Source organism: Allomuricauda ruestringensis DSM 13258, assembly GCF_000224085.1.
In the GTDB taxonomy this organism is placed as follows: domain Bacteria; phylum Bacteroidota; class Bacteroidia; order Flavobacteriales; family Flavobacteriaceae; genus Flagellimonas; species Flagellimonas ruestringensis.
In genome coordinates, this window is the sequence record NC_015945.1 from 3,119,329 (window position 1) to 3,144,814 (window position 25,486).

Consider the following 25,486-nt stretch of genomic DNA (forward strand, 5'->3'; position numbering starts at 1 on the left):
TTGATTTATATATAGGTTTTAGTTCACTGAATAACTTACAAAGGCCAATTTTTTACTGTCTGGACTCCAAGAAGGCACATTGATGGTACCTTGGCCACCAAAGAAAACAGGTGTAATATCTTTTATGGTCTTCGTCTCAACGTTCATGAGCCTAAGTTTTACTTGTTTGCCGAACAAATGGTCTTGTTTTTGGTCGGAAGTGTAGGCGATATACACGATCCATTTTCCATCGGGCGATGGATGTGGAAACCAATTGGAATTCTTATCAAAGGTCAACTGCTCTTGTTTTCTTCCGTTGGCAAGCATCCGCCAGATTTGCATGTGTCCAGATTTATAGGAGTTGTAATAAATATATTTTCCATCGGGTGAATATTCAGGACCATCGTCCAACCCTTCAGCCGTGGTCAACCTTTTTTCTTTTCCGCCATTTACACTGATGGTATACACATCGTAATTACCGTTTCGCTCGGCACAATAGGCCAATCGTTTTCCGTTGGGGGACCAACCGTGCCAGTAGGATGGTACTTTAGAAGTTACTTTTCTCGGTTTTCCACCTTCAACAGGCATCACATAGATAGCGGATTTATAAGGTTTGGGCGACGGGTCTGTCACATCGTTATGGCTAATGGCCAACCATTTGCCGTCCGCAGAAATCCCATGGTCGTTGTTGCATTGGTCTGCAAAATCGGTATTCAACACCTCCAAATCTTTGGTATCTAAGTCCAAAGTGTACAGTTTCCCCTTACTGTTTACGATCAAATAATTATCAGGATGCCAGTTTGGAGCCTCAAAATGTTCGTTGATGGTCAACACGGTTTCTATACTTCCAGTTTTTATATCCACGGTTTGGATGTAGCTGGTAGTATCAATTTTATTTTCCGGTGGATGATCGTATAAATGGATGGATTGTGCTACCAGTTTCCAATGGGTATCAAACTTTTCCAAAAAACGAAATTCAGTAGATAGACTTTCTTTGCCATAAGTATCCACAGAAACTTCATCATGTGTTACCCAAGCAGTATTGCCATCAATTTTCATTTTATGGTTGCTGTGGAAGGCAAAACCCCCATTCCCGATCATATTGGATGGTGGGTTTATAATGGTTTTTATCGGGATATCCATAGTGCGTCCATCTGCGGTAGATGCCATAAAACGACTATAAGGCCGTTTTTCCCAGTATTTCGCATGAGCTTCTTTGTCGCCCATCCGCCAAGTAAGCCCTTCATTTTCCAAAAGTTTGATGATAGCAAGTGAATCTTGCTGCTGGGAATACAGGGAGAAACTGCATAGTGCGCCCAGAAAGAACAGGAAATATTTTTGAAACAACCGATGTGTGCTGTCAAAAGTATACTCCTGAAGTACATAAAATGACTTCATGATGTTTAGTTTAGTTTTGTGTGCTCGATAAATATACACTTTGCGCACAAAAAATTTAGAGCATTGGCCCTAAAACCTCCCAAACATTTTCAGCCACCAACTTTTGTCCCGCTACAGTTGGATGAATGCCATCCCCTTGATTGAGTTCGGGAATACCGGCTACGTTTTCCAATAAAAAAGGAATCAATGTTATGTTTTCCGAAGATGCCAACTCCGGAAATAGGCTCTCAAATTTAGAAGTGTATTCGGGGCCCATGTTCGGTGGGATCTTCATTCCTGCCAGAATAATCTTGGCATTGGGTAATTTGCTTTGGACGGTGTCCACCATACTTTGAAGATTCGATTCCGTTTCCGTAAGCGGGACACCCCGTAGCCCATCATTGGCACCCAATTCTATGATGATGATGTCTATACCATCTTCCAGAACCCATTCCAACCTATTTTTACCGCTTGCCGTAGTTTCGCCGCTCAATCCTGCATTGATCACGGTATAATCCAATTCCAAAGAGTCTATTTTTTGTTGGATAAGTGCCGGGAAGGCTTGACTGACCTCCAAACCGTAGCCAGCGGTAAGACTGTCGCCAAAAAACAGGATTTTCTTGTTCGAATCACCGGTCTCGGTAACTGTTGTTTCTTGAGTGGCCGAAACTTCATCAGTATCTTTTTTAGCGTTCTTTTCCCCACAACCAAGGAGTAGTAGCGATAAAAAATAACAAAACATTAACGGTAATGGGAAGCTCGGGGTTTTCTTGGTCATGATCTATTTTAGTATTTTGAAAGTTTTTAACCTAAAACGTGGTATGTCAAAGATATTAAAAGTTCAACACCTCTCTAAAACCTATCGAAGTGGAGAACATGACCTCAATGTACTTAACAATGTTTCGTTTGAAGTGGGAAAGGGTGAAAGTTTTGCGATAGTTGGCCCATCAGGTAGTGGAAAAACCACCTTGTTGGGACTCTGTGCAGGATTGGATACCACCGATGAGGGTGAAATTTGGCTTTGTGGTCAAAATTTGTTCGAACTTGATGAAGACGGAAGGGCACGATTAAGAAACCAGAATGTGGGTTTTGTTTTTCAAGACTTTCAACTACTTCCTACACTGACCGCTTTGGAAAATGTAATTGTTCCTTTGGAACTTCGCGGGGTTAAAAAAGCAGCGGACCAGGGCAAGGAACTTTTGGCCAAGGTTGGACTTCAAGATAGAATAGGACATTATCCATCCCAATTATCCGGTGGTGAGCAGCAGCGTGTTGCATTGGCCCGTGCGTTTGCCAATAAACCGGCCATTCTTTTTGCCGATGAGCCCACAGGAAACCTGGATGATGAAACAGGTACCAAAATAGAAGATTTGCTTTTTGAACTCAACAAAGAGCAGGGCACCGCACTTGTAATCGTGACCCATGATCTGGAGCTGGCCAAAAAAACAGATAAAAGTATTCGCCTAAGATCAGGTAAAATCGAGGAAACTGTTGGTTAATATGGGGAAGCACAACACTGGATTTTCTTGGTTGCTAAAAATGGCGTGGCGCGATGGTAAGGCAAGTTATGGTAAGCTATTATTATTTGTATTCTCTATAACCTTGGGCGTGGCCGCTGTGGTCAGTGTTCAATCATTTAGTGGATTGTTAAAAGAGAACATCGCCAAACAGTCCAAAGCACTTTTGGGCGCGGATTACCTTATAGAAAGTGATAAGCCCGTAAACGATAAGGTAATGGGGATTATGGATTCATTGGGTGGGGCCGATGCACGCGAAATCAATTTCCTGTCCATGGCAGCCTTTCCTGGAAATAATGGCACCAAGCTAATGGAGGTTAGGGGGGTGGAAGGCGGTTTTCCATTTTATGGGGAATTGGAAACCACACCCGTTTCAGCAGCAAACGATTTTAGAAACGGTGGAGCATTGGTTGATGCCACTACCATGCTTCAGCTCAACCTAAAGGTTGGCGACAGCATAAAGTTGGGGGCAGTTACCCTTCCCATAACAGGGGAATTGGAAACAGTTCCGGGCAGCACATCGGTTTTTGGGGCGATTGCACCCCCGATTTTGATTCCTTTTCAATTTATTGAATCGACAGGGCTGGTCCAAACGGGAAGTCGCATTGAGTACAAATATTACTTCAAAGCGGATGAGAGTCAGGATATGGTTCTCTTAGACGAGAAGGTTGACCCTGTATTGGATGCTGAAGAGGCAGATTTGGACACCCATCTATCCGAAGCCCGACGCTTGGGACGCCGTTACGAAAATTTTGGAAAATTCCTCAATCTGGTCGGTTTTATCGCATTGCTCTTGGGATGCGTAGGCATTGCCAGTGGCATGGGAATTTATGTTCAAATGAAGATAAAATCCATTGCCGTGCTCAAATGTTTGGGGGCTTCAAAACGACAGAGTTACCTTATTTTCTTTATTCAAATAGCCTGTATGGGAATCGTGGGAGGATTACTGGGAACCGCTATTGGTTATTCGCTCCAACAATTGTTTCCCATCTTATTGGGCGATTTATTGCCTGTGGATGTTGATGTTAGGCTATCCCTTCAAAGTGTATTGCTCGGACTTTCATTGGGATTGGCGATGTCCGTACTCTTTGCCCTTTATCCTTTGATGAAAACCTTGTATGTTTCGCCTTTGCAGGCCTTGCGTGTGGTTCAGGAAACCAAATCCCGTTCAAAGCGGGCCACCACGGCAGTTGGTTTGGGCATTGTGTTGTTTGTATTCAGTTTTTCGTTTTGGTTGCTCGGCGACTTTATGCGTTCCTTGTTTTTTGTTGGGGGGCTTTTGGTCGTCTTTTTGATTTTGACCGCAGTAGCCCGATTCTTTATGGCCATGCTGAAAAAGTTTTTCCCGTATTCGTGGGGTTTTATAGCTCGCCAGAGTTTAAAGAATCTGTTCAGGCCTCAAAATCAAACCTTGGTATTGGTATTGGCCATTGGAATCGGAACTTTTTTGATAAGCACCCTGTACTTTACAAAGGATATGCTGTTGGAGAAAGCAGCCATTGAGGATAGTGCCAATAGTGCCAATATGATTTTGATGGATATTCAGAATCAACAAGTTGATGGTGTTTCCAATATTATTAAGGCTTCGGGGTATCCTGTAATTGATAAAATTCCTATTGTGACCATGCGGGTAGAAACCCTTAATGGAAAACATGTGGAAGATATCAGGAAAGATACCACGTCGCAAGTGGGCAGATGGATTTTGAACCACGAATTTCGAGTGACTTACCGTGACAGCCTTATTGGTTCCGAACGTATTTTGGAAGGAGATTGGGTCAGTAGCGTGGATACCGATTCCGATGTTCCCATTTCCGTGAGCAGTGATTTTGCAAATCAGGCCAAAGTAACCATTGGAGACACTGTGGCGTTCAATGTGCAGGGAAGAATAATGAACACCGTAGTGCAAAGCATACGCGAAGTGGATTGGAGCAGATTACAACCCAATTTTTCCGTTGTCTTTCCAGCCGGAGTACTCGAAAGTGCCCCGCAATTTGGGGTTATGACCACCAGGACTTCGGACGATCAAGGTTCGGCACAATTACAGCAGCAACTGGTGCGTGATTTTCCCAATGTTTCCATTTTGGATTTAAAACGAATCCTAAGTCTGTTGGAAGATATTCTGGGGAAAATCGGATGGGTCATCAACTTTATGGCCTTCTTTAGCATTTTTGTCGGGGTAGCGGTACTGATGGGAGCCATCTATAGCAGCAAGCACCAACGTGTAAAACAAGGGGCTCTGCTACGGACTTTGGGTGCTCAAAGCGGACAAATTTTAAAAATGATAGCCATCGAGTATGCTGTTCTTGGGTTTTTAGGGGCTTTTATGGGCGTGTTGCTCGCTGTTTTAGGAAGTACCTTGTTAGCCTATATGTTGTTTGAAACCACTTTTACCCCTTCATGGGTTCCCTTCTTTGTTATTCTTCCGGCCATCACCTTATTGGTTTTTGCTTTGGGAGTTGGAAACAGTATCGGGATTGTTAGAAATTCCCCACTCTCCGTTTTGAAGAAGGAAAAGGAGTAGTAAACCCAAATTTTTATCTTGATCATTTCCATATCCCAAACATATTGGATAATGATTACTACAACAACCTTTGAGAGGGTTGGAGTTGGAAGGAAAGTTGTTAAAAATTTCAACCTTAAACAAAATGGGTTATTTTTCCCGTGGACGCAACACTTAAATCGGTTCAAAACTTGCTTTTTTTGGCAATTTTTGTTGTTGACGGGGTCTGTACGGTTGTTTGAACGGTTTTTTTTTCAAAACACCTTGAAATTCACTTAATTATATTGGTGGTGTTTTTTGTTAAACTTAGTTTATCAAATCAAGGCAATGGGAAAAAACAAAATAGAGGGGTATAATTTAAACGTTAAAAACAGACAGAGCTTCACAGTTTTGTTTCTTTTTTCTTTTTTGGGATTGCTCTATTTCAATTGCTCTCCCAGATATTCAAACATTTCGCCCCCTATAGATGAATTTCAAGAGTTTAAATCAAGTGGCGATTCCTTGGTCAGTAATAAATGGTGGGAAGCCTTTAATGACGATAAATTAAACATACTGATAGATAGCGCAATGCAGTCCAATTTAAACTTGGCTGCCACCTGGCAACAATTTTTGTCGACCAGAGCCTCGGTCAGGTCCCAGGCCTCCAATAAATGGCCATCCATTGAAGCGTCGGCCCAGACGGCAAGAACCCTTCCAGAACCAGATTTCGTTGGTGGCGAGAATACTCAGTTGGGATTTTTGTCCAGTTACGAACTCGATTTATGGGGTCGTATCGGTACTGCCGTAAATGCAGAAAAATTCAGATCAGAGGCCAGCTATTTCGACTACCAGACACTTTCCTTGTCACTTTCTGCCGAAATTGCCACAACTTGGTATCAATTACAGGCTGCCAAAAGACAATTGCAGATTACCGAAGACCAGATCAAAACCAACGAAGCCATCATTAAACTGATACGCTCTCGTTTTGTGGGTGGTCAAATACGAGCGGTGGATATTTTACGGCAAGCCCAGTTACTGGAAAACACCAAAGAACAGAAGATAATTTTTGAAACCAACATCCAACTTTTAAAAAACCAATTGGCCGTACTTTTGGGTAAACAACCTCAAGAAGGAATTGTTTTGGAAGAGGCTTCAATGCCCACTGTCCCCAAATTGCCAAAAACGGGCCTACCCTTGGAATTGGTTCGCAGAAGACCTGATTTAAAACAATCCTTTGCAACTTTATTGGCCGCAGATAGGGATATGGCCACAGCGGTTCAAAGTAAATATCCACGAATTACCTTGAGCGGTCGGGGACAGCTTCGTTCCAATAATTTCGATAACCTTTTTGATAATTGGGCGTATTCGTTAGCGGGAAATATTTTGGCACCACTTTTTTATGGAGGACAATTAAAAGCCGAGGTAGATAGAGCCACAGCGGTAAAGAAACAGCGATTATACGAGTATGGACAGGCTACTTTGGTTGCTTTTAGAGAAGTTGAAGATGCTTTGACCCAAGATATGAAACAAGCGGAACGATTGGATAATATTGCCAGACAACTGGAATTGGCCGAAAAAAGCAACAAACAACTTCGGGTCGAATTCCTTAATGGATTTAGCCCGTATTTGGATGTGCTATTGGGCCTGGACCAAGAACAACAATTGCGAAGAGATTATGTTGCTGCCCAATTGCAGCACGTGCAAATACGGATAACCTTGTACCGAGCTTTGGCCGGAGGATTTGATACGGGAAGAAATTTGGATGATCAAAAAAGTAAATTGGACGAATTCTATGAGCAATAAAAAATTAATTTTGATTTGTTTGGCCATTCTCGTGGGAGGAATATTGGTAACTACACTCATATTTTCCACCGAACCCGAAGCACAGCAGGAAGGTGCCACCATCGAGACCGCTATTTTGGTTGATGTGGTCATAGCAGAGAAAGGCACTTTTGCCCCAACCATTGTGGCAACAGGAACCGTGCAACCGGTAGAGGATGTGGTTTTGAGCCCTTTGGTACCTGGACAAATCATACGCAGGGACCCGGCATTTACCCCAGGTGGTTTTGTAAAAAAAGGAGAAGTATTGTTACAAATAGACCCAGCGGATTACCAAAATACCCTGGAACTTCGAAAAAGCGAACTTTTGCAATCCGAAACAACTTTGGCCACCGAAATGGGACGTCAGCAGATTGCAGAACAAGACTTACAGCTGATTAACAATGACTCCCTATTTGGGGACAATCCACTTTCCGATAATGAAACCCAATTAGTACTCCGCAAGCCACAATTAAATGCAGTAAAAGCTACTATTGAAGCTGCCCGTGCATCCGTGAACCAAGCACAATTGAATTTGGAGCGCACCACCATCCGTGCACCTTTCGATGCCCATATTTTGAGTCAGAATGTTACTGTGGGGAGTCAAGTGGCGCAAGGAGATAATTTGGGTAGAATTGTTGGGACTGATAGTTATTGGGTAACGGCAACTGTACCAATTTCTCGACTACAATGGTTAAAGTTTCCTGAATCGAACTCAGAAAGAGGGTCTTTGGTTTATATTGAAAACTCATCAGCATGGACAAAAGGTGCCCACCGTGAAGGTTATTTGGATAGACAAATTGGTGCTTTGGACGCCCAGACCCGACTGGCCAGGGTTTTGGTCAGGGTAGAAGACCCATTGGCAACATCAAAAGAATTGAAAAGCGCCCCCAAGTTGATGATCGGAACTTTTGTCGAAGTAAACATTGAGGCAGACTCCATCCCAAATGTGGTTCGTATGGATAGAAATTTGGTAAGGAGCAATCAAACCGCATGGGTAATGAAAGATGGGCTTTTGGAAATACGGGAATTGGACATCATCCTGACCGATAATGAATATGCTTATGTTCGATCAGGCTTGGAACAAGGAGAAAAAGTGGTTGTCACAAACTTGAGTACGGTCACTAACGGAATAGAATTACGTACAGGAGGCAAGGAGGCTTCGCAAGAAGAAAACGACTAAAAGCTGCTATGATGGAGGAAAAGGATTCGGACAAAAAAGTGAGAAAAGAAGGGGCCATAGGCTATATGGCACGTAACTCCATTGCCGCCAATTTGTTGATGTTGCTATTGTTGGGCGGGGGGATATTTACAATGTACACCATCCAAAAGGAAGTGTTCCCCGAGTTTCAACTTGATTTTGTGGATGTATCCGTAGCCTATCCGGGAGCCTCCCCTGCAGAAGTGGAACAAGGCGTGCTTCAGCCTGTGGAGGAAGCCGTGCGCAGTGTTCAGGGCATCAAGGAAATCGTTTCCCAGGCCAATGAGGGTTCTGGTGAAATCAGCATTGAACTGGTTGCTGGTTTTGAGCGAATGAAAGCCTTTCAGGATATTGATCAGGCCATCAACCGTATCCGAACCTTTCCCGCCGATATAGAACGCCCCGAAGTAAGCTTAAGGTCCCGACAACGGGATGTGTTGCAAATCGGTCTATACGGAGAAACCGACATTTGGACCTTGCGAATACTCGCGGAGCGATTACGCACCATTTTGTTGAGCAATCCCGAAATTACACAAGTAGAACTTAACAATGTCCCCGATTACGAGACCCGAATCGAAATTACACGGAACAACCTTCAAAAATACAACCTTACCCTTGGGCAGGTAGCCAACATCATTCAGCAAAGTAGTAACGATGTGCCTGCAGGTGCGGTGCAGACACAGAGCGGTGAAATTTTGCTGCGGATGAAAGAGCGTAAACAATGGGCCGAGGAATATGGAAACATCACTGTTGTAACGGCACCTTCTGGGGCCAAGGTAAGCCTCAGCGACATTGCGACCATTACCGATGGTTTTGAAGAAACAGGGTTTCACGGTCAATTCAATCAACAAAATTATGTAGGACTTCAAATTTTTAGGGTCGGAGACCAATCCCCTTTGGAAATTGAAGATGCCGTGCTTGGTATTTTGGAGGACTTTAAGTTGCCTCCTGGTGTAAATTACCGTGTTGATAGCAATAGGGCATCCGATTATAGGGAGCGATTGTCCTTGCTGACAGAAAACGGTGTATTGGCCATTGTAATTGTACTCTTGATTCTTACCCTGTTCTTGGAATACCGTCTGGCTTTCTGGGTGATGATGGGTATGACCGTATCCTTTATTGGAGGGATAATTTTCTTGCCCCTTATCGGAATAAGCGTCAATATGATTTCCATGTTCGGATTCTTGGTCGTACTAGGTATCGTGGTGGACGATGCCATTGTGGTAGGGGAAAATGTATACGAATACCGTAAAAAAGGATTGAGCCCCCTAAAAGCGGCCATTGCAGGAACCAAAGATGTATCCAAACCTGTGGTTTTCAGTATTACCACCACCATTATTGCCTTTGTACCCTTACTGTTTATGCCGGGCGAAACGGGTAAATTTTGGCAACCCTTGCCTGCGGTCGTCATCGTGATATTGGCCGTATCGTTGTTGGAAGCTTTGTTCATCCTGCCATCACACTTGGCGCATTTAAAGAAAAATCCAAGCAAGAACAAATGGGTGCATAAACTGGAGGGATGGCAAGGCTCTTTTGCCAATAAGTTCGATGAATTTGTGAATAAGCGCTATCGTCCTATTTTGGACAAATGTCTAAAACACCGATACATTACATTGACGAGTGCCATTGTCTTGTTACTGATTGTGGGAGGATATGGGTATAGCGGTCATATGGGGTTGATTATGATGCCCGAAGTGGCAGCCGATGAAATAGAGGCCGGTGTCCGCCTACCAGTGGGCACCACACCGGATCAGGCAGCAAAAGTGGCCCACGATATTTCGGATGCCACCCAAAGCATGTTCGAAGAACATAATCTTTACGAAGTTGCCGAAGGAATAAAAACGAATGTGAGGGGGCAAAACTTTATTGACGTGGAAATTGTGATGCTTCCACCCGACCAGCGAGATATTACCGCAGGTGAAGTCATAGCGCTTTGGCGGGACAATATTGGTAATATTGAGGGTGTGGATCAGATTACTTTCGAAGCGGAACGTGGACCCGGAGGGGCACGACAAGCTATAAGCATTGATTTGAGCCATACCGATATTGAAGTGCTGGAAAAAGCCAGTGCTGCATTTGTGGAGCGTATGGAAGCTTTTTCCAACACCCGCGATGTTACCGACAACTACAACAACGGGAAGATGCAATATGATTTTAATCTGTTGCCGCAGGGCAGAAACCTTGGGTTAACATCCAATGATGTAGGGAGACAGGTAAGAAATGGCTTCTTTGGGGCCCTAGCGATGCGTCAACTCAGAGGTATGGATGAGGTAGAAGTGCGGGTAAAACTGCCCATGGAAGAACGAAAGGATATCAGAAACTTGGAAAACTTTCTCATTAGAACGCAGGATGGGGTAGAAGTACCCTTGATGGATGTTGTTGAGGTAAAACAACGCGAAGCATTTACCAGTATCAACCGTAGGGACGGCCGTAGAGTGGTCAACGTTGGAATGGACGTGGAACCCGCAAATACTGTCAACAGGGTCATTGCTAAAGTACAGGAAGAAACCTTGCCCCAGCTTAGGGCAGATTTTCCAGGGATTACATGGACCTTTGAAGGAAGTCAGGCCGATATGCGGGAAAGCACAAGTACGCTTCAATCTGGCTTTGCCATTGCCATGTTGTTGATTTATGCCTTGTTGGCCATAGCTTTTGGTAGTTATGTGCAACCCTTGATTGTGATGACGGCCATTCCTTTTGGAATCGTTGGAGCCGTTATCGGTCATATTTTGTTGGGCTACGATCTTTCATTGGTTAGTCTGATGGGTGTTATCGCTTTGTCCGGCGTAGTGGTAAATGATTCTTTGATCATGATTGATTACGCCAACAAACGTCGAAAAGAAGGACACCCTATCTACAAATCCATTCATGAAGCAGGGTTGCGAAGATTCCGTCCCATTATTTTAACGACCATGACCACCTTTGGGGGACTGGCCCCAATTATCCTGGAAACTTCCAGTCAGGCCTTTTATTTGATTCCGATGGCCATTTCCTTGGGGTTTGGTATTGTGTTCGCCACGGCGATTATCTTGGTGATCGTACCCTGTCTTTATTTGGTTTTGGAAGATGTTCGGCTGTCCATTCAAAAAGGAAGGACTGTTAAGGAAGTCGATGTGTCAGAGAATGCTATTTCTTAACCGCTATCAATACAAAGTGTTTCTTTGATATCCGATTTTAATCAAAATCCAGGGCGAGAACTAAAAGGTTGCTTATTTTAGTAGTATGGCAATTAGGGAATTTCATATAACCAAATCAACGGGGGCTCAGGTTGAGTTTTCTGTTGAAAAGCTAAAGAAATCGCTTCTATATAGTGGAGCCAGCGATGATATGGTTCAAGAGATTGTGCAACGTGTCCAAGACGAACTTTATCCAGGTATTTCCACTCGGGAAATTTACAATCGGGCCTTTGCCCTTTTAAAGAAGAAGGAGTCGGTCTACGCATCAAAATACAAACTAAAAAAAGCAATTTACGAACTAGGGCCTACGGGTTTTCCTTTTGAAAAATTTATCAGCGGTATTTTGTATTACTCTGGTTACGAAACCAAAGTGGGCGAGATGCTGCAGGGCACCTGCGTTTCACATGAAATTGATGTACTTGCCACTAAAAATGGCACTTTGAATGTGATTGAATGTAAATTCCACGGAGATGATGGGATTAAATGTAGCGTAAAAGTTCCCCTCTACATCAACTCAAGGTATAAGGATGTTAAGGCCCCATTGAATTCACAAAAAGAAAAGTTATTTAAAACTACTGAGGGTTGGGTAGTGACCAACACGCGATTTACCCAAGATGCCCTCGACTATGGAACATGTGTGGGGCTATATCTTCTGAGCTGGGATTATCCAAATGGCGATGGGCTTAAGGAGCGGATAGATAGATTACGCCTGTATCCTATCACGGTATCCACACTATTGTCGGGAAGGGAAAAAGATTTCTTATTGGAACGGGACGTTGTACTGTGCAGGCAATTGATAAAGAATAGTTTCTTGCTCGACCATTTTGGGGTTTCCAACGGGCGAAAGCAACGGATTCTGAAAGAAATGAAATCACTTTGCAATTTGTAAACGAATATGAAAAAGCTGAAAATTCATTTTTTGGGTGCCTCAGGAACTGTGACCGGGTCAAAATTTTACTTGGAGACCGAGGAGGTCAAAATTTTGGTTGACTGTGGTTTGTTTCAGGGTGTAAAGGAGTTGCGCAAACAAAATTGGGAACGTCTTCCCATAGATGTTTCAGAAATAGATTATGTACTGCTTACCCATGGACATTTGGACCATTGCGGATACCTGCCCCTTTTGGTTCGCCAAGGATTCAGGGGGAAGATTCTAGGAACGGGACCAACCTTGGAAATTGCAAGAATTATCCTTGAAGACAGCGCCAAAATACAAGAGGAAGAAGCGGAGAGGGCCAACAAGGAACACTATAGTAAACATAATCCCGCTTTGCCTTTGTACACCAAAGAAGATGCTGCCTTTGCTTTGAAGTTTTTTGAAAGGGTAGAAGAAGGGGATAACCTTGTACTTTCGGATAACTGTTCAGCAACATTTTTATACAACGGCCATATTATTGGTTCCACCTATATCGAAATCGACCTTCATGGAAAACGGTTTGTGTTTTCGGGAGATGTTGGTCGACAAGAGGACGAATTGCTCAACGCTCCGAAACAACCTGAGTGGGCCGATTATTTATTTGTAGAGAGCACCTATGGGGACAGGCAGCATCCAGATGAGAACGTAGGACATATTTTAACCGGACTCGTGAAGGATAGCTTGCACAATAGAGGAACCTTGATTATCCCTTCCTTTGCCGTGGAGCGTTTACAATCCCTTATGTACCAACTCTGGAAGCTTTATAAAAAGAACAGGATCCCGAATATTCCCATTTTTGTGGATAGTCCCATGGGGAACAATGTATTGGAGGTATTTGAACAATTTCCAAGTTGGCACAAACTTACTTTGGAGGAATATCACAATATGTGCAACCATATTTCAATAGTGAGCTCGTATGCCGAAACTTGGGAGATTATTGATGACCCCAGGCCAAAAATTGTGATTGCGGGCAGCGGTATGGTTACTGGGGGGCGGGTACTTACCTATATAAAACAATTAGGGGATATGGAAACCACCTCCATTTTACTTGTAGGTTTCCAAGCAGAGGAAACTAGGGGAAGGAAGCTGCTCGAAGGAGCAACGGAACTCAAAATTTACGGAAAATATGTTTCTGTTAAAGCCAAGGTCAACCATTTGGAAAGCCTATCGGCCCATGCTGATCAACCAGAACTGTTGACATGGATGGATTCCATAAAAAACATTCCCGAAAAAGTATTTTTGGTTCATGGCGAAAAAGCGGCTATGGAAGTTTTTAAAGGTAAAATTCATGAAAAATATGGTTGGAACTGTCATGTTCCCGAGATGCACGAAGTGCTTGAGGTTCTCCTCTGAAATCATATCATAATTTTACACCATAGCTCAGGTCCCCTGCATCGCCAAGACCGGGAACAATGTATCCCTTGCTCGTAAGTTCTTCATCAACAGCGGCAATCCACAAATGGGTATCTTCTGGAAAATCCTGTTTAACTTTTGCAACTCCGGGCTTGGAACCGATAACAGAAATAATGTGGATTTGTTTTGGGGTTCCATGACTTTTAAGGGCATCGAGTACATTTTCCAATGTTTTTCCCGTGGCCAACATCGGGTCTGTCAATACTAAAACCTTATCATCAAGCGAGGGTGCCGCAAAATATTTCACGATCACTTCAAAATCATCATCGTTGTTTGGATGATGGCGGTATGCCGAAATAAAGGCATTTTCGGCTCCATCAAAATAGCTTAAAATCCCTTGGTGCAATGGGAGGCCGGCCCGCAGTACCGAACAGAGCACCAAGTTATCCGAACATAAAAACGATTTTTTAATGCCCAACGGAGTTTTTACTTCGTTTTCCCCATAATCCAAGGTTTTGCTGAGTTCATAGGCAAGAACCTCACCGATGCGTTCAATGTTGCGTCGAAAACGCATGGCATCTTTCTGGATTTTTACATCCCTGATTTCTGAAATAAAAGTATTCAGGATTGAATTGGTCTGGTCAAACTGATGGATGATCATTATCTGGAAATTGAGTCTTCTTAAAGGTAAATGTTGTTGGGAAGATATAAAAATGAAAAACGTTAGCTAAAAGTGTAGTTTGGATACTGATAAAGGTCATTGTAAAAAAAGAAGATTTTTAACGAAATTTGAAACAGTGATGTGAGGTATTACGAATTCAGATTTCTGTATCGCCTATGGATTTTATTGATTATTACAAAGTATTGGGGGTAGATAAAAAAGCACCTACCGACGAAATTAAAAAAGCGTACCGTAAGCTCGCAAGAAAATACCATCCCGACCTAAATCCCAACGACGAGGAGGCGGAGAAAAATTTTAAGCGTGTTAATGAGGCCAACGAAGTGCTCTCGGATCCCGAGAAAAGAAAAAAATACGACGAGTACGGAAAAGATTGGCAGCATGCAGAAGAGTTCGAGAAAGCGAAACGGTCAAGATCTCAACAAAGTCGGGGTGGGGATTATTCAGGCTATACCTACAGCCGCTCAGGAGGGTCTGCTCAAGATTTTTCAGACTTTTTTGAGTCCATGTTCGGAGGGGGGGCATCTGGATTTGGCCCAGGAGGGCAAAGGGTTCGTTTTAGGGGTCAAGATTACAACGCCCAGCTCCAATTGTCCTTGATGGATGTGTACACTACCCAAAAACAGACACTCACCGTAAATGGGAAAAATATCCGCTTGACCATTCCCGCTGGTATTGAAGATGGGCAGACCATCAAAATAAAAGGACATGGCGGGCCAGGAATTGAAGGCGGTCCAGCAGGTGACCTGTACATTACGTTTTCTATTGTGAACAATACTACGTTTAAACGCGATGGGGCAAATTTGTACAAAACAGTCCAAATACCTTTGGTAAAGGCCGTACTTGGGGGAGAAATACAGGTAGAGACCCTGAACGGGAAAGTGAAATTAAAAGTAGCGCCCGGTACCGATAATGGCACCAAGGTTAAACTTAAAGGGAAAGGCTTTCCAAAATACAAGAAGGAAGGCCAATTTGGGGATTTGTACCTGACCTATACGGTAAAAATACCCAAGAACCTGACACAAGAGCAGCAATCGCTTTTTGAATCTTTGGAGAAAACCAACCTAGAATAAAAAGACATGAAACAAGAGAACTACATATCTATTAAAACTTTTTGTGAATGTTATGGGATTGGCGAATCTTTTGTTTACTCCATGTACGAGTATGAGATTTTACAAATAGCATACGAACAAGATGAGGGAAAGCTTCATGTAGAGGACCTACCGCTTCTGGAAAAAATGGTGCGCCTGCACAAAGAGCTGGATATAAATCCCGAAGGAATTCAGGCTATCCATCATCTTTTAGGGCAAGTGGAAAGTTTACAAGAAGAAGTTGCCTCGCTTAAAAAGAAGCTGGACACACTGAAGTAAGCACCCCATCAATTTTAGATATGACCAAGATCATAGGAATCATTGCATCCCCATGTTACCTTTAAAGGAAAACGCAACAAATGGAAATGGTTCATGTCCTTTTTTAAAAAGAGAACCATTTTGTCTTAAAAATGGATGTCATGAAAAAAATATTGGTACCTGTCGATTTTTCCGAACATTCCGAATACGCCCTCGAAGTTGCCTCAAAAATAGCCAAACAGCATGGGGCCGGAATTATTTTGTTTCACATGCTCGGTCTGTCGGACTCCGTATTGGCCAATTCTGAAATTGCCGAAGAGGCAGAGGCCAAATATTATTTGAAACTGGCCAAAGAGAAAATCAAAGAGTATACGGAAAAGGAATATCTCAAAAATGTTTCTGTAGAGACGATTATCCAAAATTACAAGGATTTTGAGGAAGTAAACGCAGTGGCTCAAGAACAACATTGTGATCTGGTGGTCATGGGCTCGCACGGAACGAGTGGCTTTAGTGAATTGTTCGTTGGTTCCAATACCGAAAAGGTGGTGCGCACCTCAGATATCCCCGTAATTGTAATCAAAGATCAGCACGAAGATTTTACGATAAAAAAAATAGTAATGGCCAGTGATTTTGCCAAGGAAAACATTTCTGTCTACAAGAAAGCAGATGCATTTGCCAAATTATACAAGGCCAGTTTGGAAGTCGTATATATTAATACCACTGGGGCAAACTTTATAGGGTACGATATCGTCGAGAAAAGAATGGAAGCCTTCAAAAAAGAGTTGGGCAAAGATATTCAAATTAACTTTTACAGCCACCCAAGTTTAGAACGGGGAATCTTTAAATATTGCAATGAGAAGGATGCCGACCTGTTGGTCATTCCAACCCATGGAAGAAAAGGTTTGGCCCATTTTGTGGTGGGAAGTTTGGCGGAAAATGTCTCCAACCACGCCGAACTACCGGTAATGACCATTAAATTATGATCAATTGTTAAAGAGCAATTGCAAGCGTCCCAATAAAATGAGTTCCGACTTATTGCTGCCCGAAAAAGAAGCGATAATGGCCCTTGATGTGGACATGGCCAGATTTTTGATCTGCGGAGTAAACAGAACCTTATTATCGGTATAGAAAGCTTCGAATTCTTCATAAATTTCCTCACTTTCCTTTTCATATTCCAATAGCCAATCAAAAACGGACACTATCTGGAAAGCAGAATCCGTACCATATTCATCCTCAATATCATCAACCTCTAGCCAATAATCACGAACCACTTCGTTGAGCTTTTCCACTTCCTGTACGTGAATGCTGTGATCTGCCATGGCCATGGCATAGAACAATTTTCCCAAACTTTGATAAAGTTCGTTTCCGAGCTTTTTCTTAGATTCCAACATTTTCTTAAATTTAGTTGTAAAAGTTTAAATATAGTCATGCAAAAACTTTCCCCCCATGACCAAAATCAGTAAATTCATTTTTCGTTTTGGAAGTATTTGAAAAAAGTAACGTGTTAAGGATGTTATCGGAGGTAATCTCGGAAGGCATCCTTGTTGTCGATGAACAACAAATGATTACTGCCAGCAACACTACCACCGATAAAATGTTCGGTTATCCCGAGGGTGAACTTATTGGCAAACCATTGCAATTATTGCTTCCGGATAAATTAGGGGATCACCATACGGGATTGGTCAATAATTTTATGACAGAGGGCAAGGCCAGACAGATGGGAAAAGGCAAGGATTTGGTGGGCAAGCGCAAGGATGGCACTGAATTTCCTTTGGAGATAAGCCTAAACCCGTTCAAATTACGCCAACGCAAATATGTTTTGGCCCTGATTATGGATATTTCTGAGCAAAAGAAAGCTAAAGAGGCGATGGACCATTGGTTCCGAATCTTTGATGAGTCCCTTAACGAAATTTATGTTTTTGATGCAGAATCGTTTGTTTTTATCAATGTAAACCGAGGCGCCCAACACAATTTGGGATATAGTATGGAAGAGTTGGGCCAGATGTCGGTAATGGACATTAAACCAGCACTTACCGAAGAGGTATTTCGTAGGCTGGTATCCCCTTTACTATCAAAAAGAAAAGAAAAAGTAATTTTTGAAACAATCCATAAACGAAAAGATGGTTCCACTTACCCTGTTGAGGTGCACCTGCAATTATCATTGTTGGGCAAGCAACAGGTATGCGTAGCCATTGTGCTGGATATTACCGAAAGAAAAAACTATACCCAACAACTGGAAAACAAGGTAGAGGAGCGAACACAACAGTTGAAGCAGGCGCTCCAAGCAGAGAAAAAACTGAATGAGCTGAAAACGAAGTTTCTTTCTTTGGTCTCGCATGAGTTTAAAACTCCGCTCAGCAGTATTCTTACTTCTACCTCGCTCTTGTCCAAATATATAGAATCCGAACAGCAGGACAAAAGGGACAAGCACATTGGTACCATCAAATCCAAGGTAAAGTATTTGGACAATATTCTTACGGACTTTTTGTCCATAGAACGTTTGGACCTTGGAAAGGTCAACTATTCCATGTCCCCTTTCCCTTTGAGTAAATTGATCAATGAAGTGGTTTACGATTCCAATATGCTCCTAAAAGAAGGACAGCGAATTCAATATCCCGAGAACATTGATGGGATTGAAGTGGAATTTGACGAAAAAATCTTGGGATTGGCCCTTTCCAACCTTGTGCACAATGCCATAAAATATTCACCGGAAGATTCGACTATCGAGCTTGTGGTATCAAAAGAAAATGGACACCTTCATATTGATATTGTCGATCAAGGTTTGGGAATACCTTTGGAAGACCAACCCTTTATCTTTGATAGATACTATAGGGCCAGCAATGTGCTCACCGTGCAAGGGACCGGCATAGGCCTTAATATTGTAAGGCAGCACCTGCACAACCTCAATGCCAATGTAACGTTTAAAAGCGAATTGGGCAGAGGATCCACATTTACACTGTACATACCCATAAATAACAAGGAAAATGAAAAAAATATTACTGGTTGAGGATGACACCTCGCTACGGGAAAATGTAGCTGAACTGTTGGAATTGTCCGGTTTTAATGTATGTTCGGCATCAAATGGAAAAATAGCAGTGGATAAGGCTATTAAAGAACAACCGGATTTGGTTTTATGTGATATTATGATGCCGGAGATGGACGGTTATGAAGTATTGGAACAACTTTCATCAATTGAGACTACCCGTTACATCCCCTTCATCTTTGTCTCTGCAAAAACGGAGAAGCAAGATGTTAGAAGGGGTATGAACCTTGGAGCTGATGATTATTTGACCAAACCTTTTGAAGAGGAAGAACTTTTGTCGGCCATTCAATGCCGGTTGGAAAAAGCCAAAGAAATGGGAGTCGCTCTAGCGGAATACCCAAAAACAACATCACAGGAACAGGAAATTAGATCATTGAACGAACTGAAGAACTTTTTTGATGATCATGGTCAACTTTTTTCTTTTAAAAAAGATGAAACCATTTATTCAAAAGGGGATCACTCCAATATGGTGTATCTGATCTTAAAAGGGGTCGTAAAAAGTTGTGGATTGGACGAAGAGGGAAAAGAACTGATTACATCGGTGTACTCCGAAGACGATTTTTTAGGATTCACCTCTTTGACGGATCACTTGCCATATCAGGAGTACGCATCGGCAATGGAAGAAGTGGAATTGGCCGGAATATCCAAAGAAAAGGTAAAGGGCATTTTGGAAGACAACAAAAGTGTTTCCCTAGAGCTTATGGATGTCATAACCGGGGATTTGGCAAACATTAAAAACCAGTTGTTGCAAATGGCCTATAGTTCCGTAAGAAAAAAAACGGCCCAGACCCTTTTAATGTTTAGCAGGGCCATTAATAAAGATAAGCTGGAACCTTTAAAAATATCCCGAAGCGACCTGGCCGGGGTGGCCGGTATTGCAACGGAAAGCCTCATCAGAACCTTATCGGATTTTAAACACGAAGGCCTTATCACCATAGAAAACAGAAACATTATGGTGCTGGATAAAGAAGCATTGCAGAACGTGAATTAAAAAATATGTGTCATAAATAGCTTAAGTGATATTTATCATTCCTTTTTTTTCTACGAATGATAAACTTGTACCCATAATTTATGACACATGAAAAATGTTCTTGTTCCGACAGATTTTTCCGAGAACTCCATTCAGGCATTAAAGTATGCTCAGGTACTGTTCAGTTCCATGGAATGCAATTTTTATTTGCTTTATGTCGGCACGCTGTTGGATACAAAAATAGATGCCGAGTCCTTTCAAGAATCAGATGGGGCGCCCACAGAAAACACAAAGAAAAAATTATTGGACTTGGTTAAGGAATGCAGGAAGCATAGCACCGAGGCAAACCACTTTTTTTTTGCATTGCATGAGTACGGTTTTTTTACTTCTACCATTAAAAAACACATAGCGGAGCAAAACATTGACCTGATTGTAATGGGAACCAAGGGAGCTTCGGGAATTAAAGAGAAAATACTGGGAAGCAATGCTGGTGATGTTATTACCAAAGTGCAATGCAATACCCTTATTGTACCTGTGCAAGTTAAACTGTCCAAACCCAGGGAAATAGCTTTTCCCACAGATTTCAATATTTTTTATTCCCTACGTATTTTACACCCAATGGAAGAAATGGTGGAACTGGGAAAATCCAAGCTTAGGGTTATGAATGCCCTAAAGGAAGGAGACAGTCTAAACAAAGAGCAGGAAAAGAACAAGGAGCACCTTTTGGATTTTCTGGAGGATACATTTCCTGGAGCACACAGTTTACATACCATAACAAACCAAAAGGTTAAATCGGCCATACAGTGTTTTATGGAGAGCCGCGAGATCGACATGATCGTAATGGTGGCCAAAAACCTAAACTTTATCCAACAAATCCTCTTTGATTCCATTGTGGAGCAAATAAGTTTCCATACAAAAGTTCCATTCTTCGTAATTCACGAATAAGCTTTGTTTTCAACTGTTTATGAATTCCTTGGGAAGATATAAGACCTATTTTTTATAGCTTTAAAATAGTTTGGGTATGTGATGTAAATCATAGTATTTGACCAACGCCATAAGTAGCTTTGTTAACAGTAGTAGGTTTTTAAATAATGGAATTATGATCAAAATAGTATTGCCCACCGATTTTTCCGAAAATGCATTCCATGCCATTTCCTATGCGGTAAAATTATTGGAGAATTCCACCTGCATGTTTTATCTGGTACATGCATATACCCCGGCCATTTATAGGATTGATTATACATTGGGAAGTCCTGGACAATTGGGTTTACCCGATGATGAAAGATATCGAGCGGAGGAAGCCTTGGAAAACACCAAAGAGAAAATTCAGGCCCAGTTCAATGTATCAAAACATACCCTTGTTGCCCATGCGGCCTTTAATTCGTTGACAGACGAGATTGCATCTATATCCCAAAAGGAAAATATAGATTTTATTGTGATGGGAACACAAGGAGCAACTGGTGCCAAGGAAATTCTTTTTGGTTCCAACACGGTACATGTAATCCAAAAATCGGACATTCCAATTTTGGCCGTTCCTTCTGGTTTTGAATATGAGCCCCCACGTAATATTTTGTTCCCCACCGACTATGAAGTGGATTATAAAAAAGCCAATCTGGATTTTCTGCTCAAATTTTCAAGACTATGGCACTCCAAACTACACATAATGCATGTAACCGCTCCAGAAGGGCTTAATATTGATCAAACTGACCACAAAACCTATCTGCAAGGTAAATTACTGGAACATAACCATAAGTTTTACGATTTACCGGACCAAGAATTAATCGAGGCCATTAATGGGTTTCAACAAGAAACCCCGGTGGAAATGCTCGCTATGGTAAAGAACAAACATTCGTTCTTGGAACGTCTCTTTGTAGAACCAATAATCAGAAATATAGGTTTCCATAGCAAGGTTCCTTTTTTAGTACTTCCCATCAACCCATAAGCAAAAGTCATGTTACAGATTTTAGTGTCCACCGATTTTTCCAACAACTCCTATAATGCATTGTATTATGCAGCTCGGTTGTTCATGAACAAGGAATGCATATTTCATATTGTAAATGTGTGTAGTACTGAGAATAATCCAGATATGGAAAAAGCTAAATTGGATTCAAGCCAAGGATTGGACGCCTTGGTACACCGTTTGGTCCGAGATGTGGGAGAGAACAAAAAACACAGCTTTAAAAAAGTTTCCCTTTGCTCCGATATGACCAAGGGAGTTGCTGAATATGCCAAAGCGAACAAGGCGGACCTTACCGTAATCGGAAATAAGGGACAAGAAGAGATAAAACATATATTGTTCGGAAACAATGCCATGCAACTGGTAAGGGAGATAACCAGTTGCCCTGTGTTGATCGTTCCTTTGGAGATTGATTTTAAAAAAGTCGATAAAATCGCATTTACATCCAATTATGCGAGACCAATTGCGGAAAAGAACATCAAAGCACTCCAATTTTTTAGTGGTTTAACAAATAGTGCAATTGTCCCCATGGTGATTGAGGAAAATAAAGATGATCGGACGGCCAAGAAAAATAAGACCGATTTTCTCAGGGCCATTTCCGAAAACAGTTCCAAAGAGGTTGCTTTACCCGTATTTGATGGCAAGGTGAACACCATTTTGGAATTTGTGGACCTCTGGAGTATAGATATGCTCTGCATGGTGTATTATCCGCATCATTTCTTCTTGGAGTTTATAGGAAAGGGCATTATAAAAGAGCTTAATACAAAATTGAAGGTACCCTTTTTGATTCTGCCGAACAGTTGACCAAAATCATGGTATAACATTTTGATGTACTGTAATTTTCGCTAAAACAAAAACCATCATGAACAAGAGAGTTTTGTTGCCTACGGACTATTCCAAAAATGCATTGAATGCCATTAGGTACGCCTTGGAGCTATACAGTAATGTGCGATGTGATTTTTATATACTCAATGCCTTTCATATTTCAGGATATACTTTGGACAGTATGAGGGTTCCCGAAATAGGGGAACCTTATTATGAAGCGGCAAAAGAAGAATCTGAAGAAGGCATGGAACGATTGATGCAAATCATAAAACTTCATCCTCAAAATGATAAGCACCAATTCCATACCATTACAACCTTCAACAGTTTAAGCGAGGCCATTAAAATTGTAATCGACAAAAAGGACATCGATATTATTGTAATGGGCACCAAAGGAATTACCGAATCCAAAGCCCGCATATTTGGCACCAATACCGTAAATGTGATGGAACAGATACAAGAATGTCCCATTATTGCGGTACCCAACGACTATATGTTCCAAATACCAAGGGAGGTTGTTTTTCCCACGGATTATAAAACCCCTTTTAAGAGAAAGGAAATAGGGGATTTAATAGAGATAGCCAAATTGCACGATGCAAAGATCAACGTGGTGCACATAGATAAGGACAAGGATGGAAAACTCAGCCGAAAAGAAGAGATGAACAAGGAACTGCTGCAAGAAATTTTACAAGGCACAGATTATGAAATGCATTTTCTGCCCGCCGATAAGATCAGTGATGGCATCAACAAGTTTATAGAAGAGAACAATTGCGACATGGTGGCCTTTTTGAACAGAAAACATTTGTTCTTCGGGAGTGTCCTTTCAAATCCCTTGGTAAAAAAGATAGGGTTTGACCCCCAAGTGCCCATTTTGGAACTGAACGATAATTAATAAAGATGAGATTATGAAGCAAGTAGGAATATGGTTGGACAAACTAGAAGCCAACGGAGTAATATTGGACAATGGAAAGGAAAGTCTTTTTAACATTCCTTCGGAACTGGAGTTTTTTAACCCCAAGGGAGGGTCACGGTCCAAAACCAGATGGGGCCCGCAAGATGTTATTCAGGATAGCAAATATCTTGAGCGGGAAAAACATCAGCTGAAAAATTATTTTGAAGAGATAGCCGAGCAGATTTCCGATGCGGACCAGATAGCCATTTTTGGACCGGCCGAAGCCCCGGAAAAATTTGTAGAGTCCCTAAAAGACAACCATCCAAAATTGGCCTCGAAGATAAAGACCACCAAAACGGTGGATAGCATGACCAAGAACCAGTTCAAAGCATTGGTGAAACAATCTTTTGGAATGGATGACCGATATCCTGATGCCACTTAACTAAGTCATCAATATGATTTAGATCATTTCACAATAACCGACCAAACCTTACATTCAATAGCAATTTAATAAAGTGCAATAACGATGTTAAGGGAGAGACAAATAGAGATAATGCACGGAGAACTGCAAAATTGGAAATCTTATTTGCAGTTTATCGAAGGTGAAATGGCCTTTATCCAAGGGCTGTTGGATTCCTATGTATTTGAGCCATGTACTCCCAAACTCTTCGAGCGTCTGGAAACATTCAAAGAACATTTCAACACTTCCAAGAGGAAAAGAAAATCACTATCCGAAACCATTAAGAAACATGAAAATGGACTTGGTGGCATTTTTGAATGTGTACGTGATGAATGTGATGACCACTACTACCAAAAGCACCAGAACCTCAATAAGAAAATAACAGATTATATAAAAGCCTACATCAATCTTAAAAAGGAGGTTTATGATTATGCAGGATCAGTGCTCAAAAAAAAGAAACCATCATACTGACTTGACCGTGTTTTGTAGCGTAAAATACAGTACTTGTCGGATTGTCAAATATTCATTAATCAGTAAATTAAATAGGTATGTCACTTGTAAAATTGAACGGAAAGCGATTTCCATGGAATGAGAGATTGATTGATTTCTTCAATCGAGATGCATTTGTTGACGATGATTTTTTCAATTTGGAAAAAACCCATCCATCAATGAATGTTAAGGAACACAAAGATGATTTTGAAATTGAATTTGCCGCACCTGGATTCGAAAAAAAAGATTTCAAGATCACTATAAAAGATGATGTATTGGAAGTTTCTGCACAAAAAGAAAGGGAAGAGACCGAGGAAGAAGAAAACTTCACCAGAAAGGAATTCAACTACAATGCATTTACGAGAACATTGCAATTGCCCGCTTCTGTTGATCGGTCAAAAGAAGTAAAGGCAGTTTACAAAAACGGTATCCTTACGCTTAAAGTCCTTAAAATGGAAGAAGCCAAGGAAGAACAGAAAAAAGTAATAGAGGTAGTGTAACCGGAGTTCGCGGCAGATGAACTTTCATCTGCCGTCCAAAGCATTAAAATGATGGAAACAAAATCAAATAAAAGAAAGTTTAGGGAATGGTTTAGTGCGGACGAGCTGCACGAAGAATCAAAAAGGTGGTCCTCTGAATTAAAATTCGCCCGAGATGAGCAAAAATTTCTGAACCAAATGGTGAAGGACTACACATTGGATATTATAGATTCCGATATGTTCAAAACCGTACAACCTGTTGTTGCTTCCTTGAACAAATTGGAGAAAGACTTGGTGGACCTCTTCAAAAAAGTGCAATTGCACGAGAATCAACTTCAGATCATGGTAGATGAGGTAAACCAAGAAAAAATGGAGGAGGCCTACTTGGACACGCATAATGATCTGGGCAAGGAGATAGAAGATTACTTTGTAAAATATAGAGACTCCAAAACCAAAATATTCAATATCGTATCCAACGTGATTAAACGTAAAAAGCAAAAAAGATTGTTGAACTAAGTTTATTTAGAAACAAA

At 41.6% G+C, this 25,486-nt stretch carries 24 protein-coding genes; 20 read left to right on the top strand and 4 right to left on the bottom strand.

What is annotated here, in order from left to right; genetic code table 11:
• Positions 1-18 precede the first annotated feature (18 nt).
• Together MURRU_RS14030 and MURRU_RS14035 are read right to left on the bottom strand one after the other, a co-directional pair.
• Complete coding sequence (locus MURRU_RS14030) at positions 19-1,377, bottom strand: TolB family protein (RefSeq protein ID WP_014034136.1); 1,359 nt, start codon at positions 1,375-1,377, stop codon at positions 19-21.
• 55 nt (positions 1,378-1,432) lie between these two features.
• A complete protein-coding gene (locus MURRU_RS14035; protein WP_014034137.1) occupies positions 1,433-2,134 on the bottom strand; it encodes an arylesterase in 702 nt (233 codons plus the stop codon).
• 43 nt (positions 2,135-2,177) lie between these two features.
• Here MURRU_RS14035 and MURRU_RS14040 point away from each other — a divergent pair, with 43 nt between their 5' ends.
• The 7 genes from MURRU_RS14040 (at position 2,178) to MURRU_RS14075 (ending at position 13,813) form a co-directional block, all read left to right on the top strand.
• The gene (locus MURRU_RS14040; RefSeq protein WP_014034138.1) at positions 2,178-2,855 is read left to right on the top strand and encodes an ABC transporter ATP-binding protein; all 678 of its coding nucleotides are present in this window, start codon (positions 2,178-2,180) and stop codon (positions 2,853-2,855) included.
• 1 nt (position 2,856) lies between these two features.
• Positions 2,857-5,394: an ABC transporter permease gene (locus tag MURRU_RS14045; RefSeq protein WP_014034139.1), complete on the top strand. Its 2,538-nt coding sequence runs from the start codon at positions 2,857-2,859 to the stop codon at positions 5,392-5,394.
• A 306-nt stretch (positions 5,395-5,700) separates the two neighbouring features.
• Positions 5,701-7,155, top strand: a complete 1,455-nt coding sequence (locus tag MURRU_RS14055) for an efflux transporter outer membrane subunit (protein WP_014034140.1) — start codon at positions 5,701-5,703, stop codon at positions 7,153-7,155.
• Complete coding sequence (locus MURRU_RS14060; protein WP_014034141.1) at positions 7,145-8,353, top strand: efflux RND transporter periplasmic adaptor subunit; 1,209 nt, start codon at positions 7,145-7,147, stop codon at positions 8,351-8,353. Before MURRU_RS14055 ends, MURRU_RS14060 begins: the two co-directional genes overlap by 11 nt.
• Positions 8,354-8,361: 8 nt before the next feature.
• Complete coding sequence (locus MURRU_RS14065; RefSeq protein WP_014034142.1) at positions 8,362-11,508, top strand: efflux RND transporter permease subunit; 3,147 nt, start codon at positions 8,362-8,364, stop codon at positions 11,506-11,508.
• A gap of 85 nt (positions 11,509-11,593) precedes the next feature.
• Positions 11,594-12,436, top strand: coding sequence for a hypothetical protein (locus tag MURRU_RS14070; RefSeq protein WP_014034143.1), 843 nt, complete (start codon positions 11,594-11,596; stop codon positions 12,434-12,436).
• A 6-nt stretch (positions 12,437-12,442) separates the two neighbouring features.
• Positions 12,443-13,813 (top strand): MBL fold metallo-hydrolase RNA specificity domain-containing protein, encoded by a 1,371-nt coding sequence (locus MURRU_RS14075; RefSeq protein WP_014034144.1) that lies wholly within the window; start codon positions 12,443-12,445, stop codon positions 13,811-13,813.
• Between the two features lie 7 nt (positions 13,814-13,820).
• Here the strand turns inward: MURRU_RS14075 and upp are convergent, their stop codons facing one another.
• Entirely contained in the window at positions 13,821-14,474 is a 654-nt protein-coding gene (gene upp, locus MURRU_RS14080; protein WP_014034145.1) for a uracil phosphoribosyltransferase, read from the bottom strand.
• A 176-nt stretch (positions 14,475-14,650) separates the two neighbouring features.
• Between upp and MURRU_RS14085 the strand changes: the two genes are divergently transcribed.
• The 3 genes from MURRU_RS14085 (at position 14,651) to MURRU_RS14095 (ending at position 16,824) form a co-directional block, all read left to right on the top strand.
• On the top strand, positions 14,651-15,565 hold the full coding sequence (locus MURRU_RS14085; RefSeq protein WP_014034146.1) for a DnaJ C-terminal domain-containing protein: 915 nt from the start codon (positions 14,651-14,653) through the stop codon (positions 15,563-15,565).
• A 6-nt stretch (positions 15,566-15,571) separates the two neighbouring features.
• Positions 15,572-15,862 (top strand): chaperone modulator CbpM, encoded by a 291-nt coding sequence (locus MURRU_RS14090; protein WP_014034147.1) that lies wholly within the window; start codon positions 15,572-15,574, stop codon positions 15,860-15,862.
• Between the two features lie 140 nt (positions 15,863-16,002).
• A complete protein-coding gene (locus tag MURRU_RS14095) occupies positions 16,003-16,824 on the top strand; it encodes a universal stress protein (protein WP_014034148.1) in 822 nt (273 codons plus the stop codon).
• On the opposite strand, the gene MURRU_RS14100 is transcribed toward MURRU_RS14095, so the two are convergent.
• Positions 16,825-17,232, bottom strand: coding sequence for a hypothetical protein (locus MURRU_RS14100; protein WP_014034149.1), 408 nt, complete (start codon positions 17,230-17,232; stop codon positions 16,825-16,827).
• A 119-nt stretch (positions 17,233-17,351) separates the two neighbouring features.
• Between MURRU_RS14100 and MURRU_RS14105 the strand changes: the two genes are divergently transcribed.
• The 10 genes from MURRU_RS14105 (at position 17,352) to MURRU_RS14150 (ending at position 25,469) form a co-directional block, all read left to right on the top strand.
• Positions 17,352-18,848 carry a sensor histidine kinase gene (locus MURRU_RS14105; protein ID WP_014034150.1) on the top strand — a complete coding sequence of 499 codons (1,497 nt, stop codon included), beginning with the start codon at positions 17,352-17,354 and terminating at the stop codon, positions 18,846-18,848.
• Positions 18,826-19,875, top strand: a complete 1,050-nt coding sequence (locus tag MURRU_RS14110; RefSeq protein ID WP_014034151.1) for a response regulator — start codon at positions 18,826-18,828, stop codon at positions 19,873-19,875. Before MURRU_RS14105 ends, MURRU_RS14110 begins: the two co-directional genes overlap by 23 nt.
• A gap of 87 nt (positions 19,876-19,962) precedes the next feature.
• The gene (locus MURRU_RS14115; RefSeq protein WP_014034152.1) at positions 19,963-20,799 is read left to right on the top strand and encodes a universal stress protein; all 837 of its coding nucleotides are present in this window, start codon (positions 19,963-19,965) and stop codon (positions 20,797-20,799) included.
• Positions 20,800-20,953: 154 nt separating this feature from the next.
• A complete protein-coding gene (locus MURRU_RS14120; protein ID WP_014034153.1) occupies positions 20,954-21,796 on the top strand; it encodes a universal stress protein in 843 nt (280 codons plus the stop codon).
• 9 nt (positions 21,797-21,805) lie between these two features.
• Complete coding sequence (locus MURRU_RS14125; RefSeq protein WP_014034154.1) at positions 21,806-22,615, top strand: universal stress protein; 810 nt, start codon at positions 21,806-21,808, stop codon at positions 22,613-22,615.
• Between the two features lie 58 nt (positions 22,616-22,673).
• Positions 22,674-23,525 (top strand): universal stress protein, encoded by an 852-nt coding sequence (locus tag MURRU_RS14130; RefSeq protein WP_014034155.1) that lies wholly within the window; start codon positions 22,674-22,676, stop codon positions 23,523-23,525.
• Positions 23,526-23,538: 13 nt separating this feature from the next.
• Positions 23,539-23,967, top strand: coding sequence for a hypothetical protein (locus tag MURRU_RS14135; RefSeq protein WP_014034156.1), 429 nt, complete (start codon positions 23,539-23,541; stop codon positions 23,965-23,967).
• 111 nt (positions 23,968-24,078) lie between these two features.
• Positions 24,079-24,456 carry a hypothetical protein gene (locus tag MURRU_RS14140; protein WP_148261519.1) on the top strand — a complete coding sequence of 126 codons (378 nt, stop codon included), beginning with the start codon at positions 24,079-24,081 and terminating at the stop codon, positions 24,454-24,456.
• A gap of 77 nt (positions 24,457-24,533) precedes the next feature.
• Positions 24,534-24,974 (top strand): Hsp20/alpha crystallin family protein, encoded by a 441-nt coding sequence (locus tag MURRU_RS14145; RefSeq protein ID WP_014034158.1) that lies wholly within the window; start codon positions 24,534-24,536, stop codon positions 24,972-24,974.
• A 48-nt stretch (positions 24,975-25,022) separates the two neighbouring features.
• A complete protein-coding gene (locus tag MURRU_RS14150; protein ID WP_148261520.1) occupies positions 25,023-25,469 on the top strand; it encodes a hypothetical protein in 447 nt (148 codons plus the stop codon).
• The last annotated feature ends 17 nt before the right edge of the window (positions 25,470-25,486 follow it).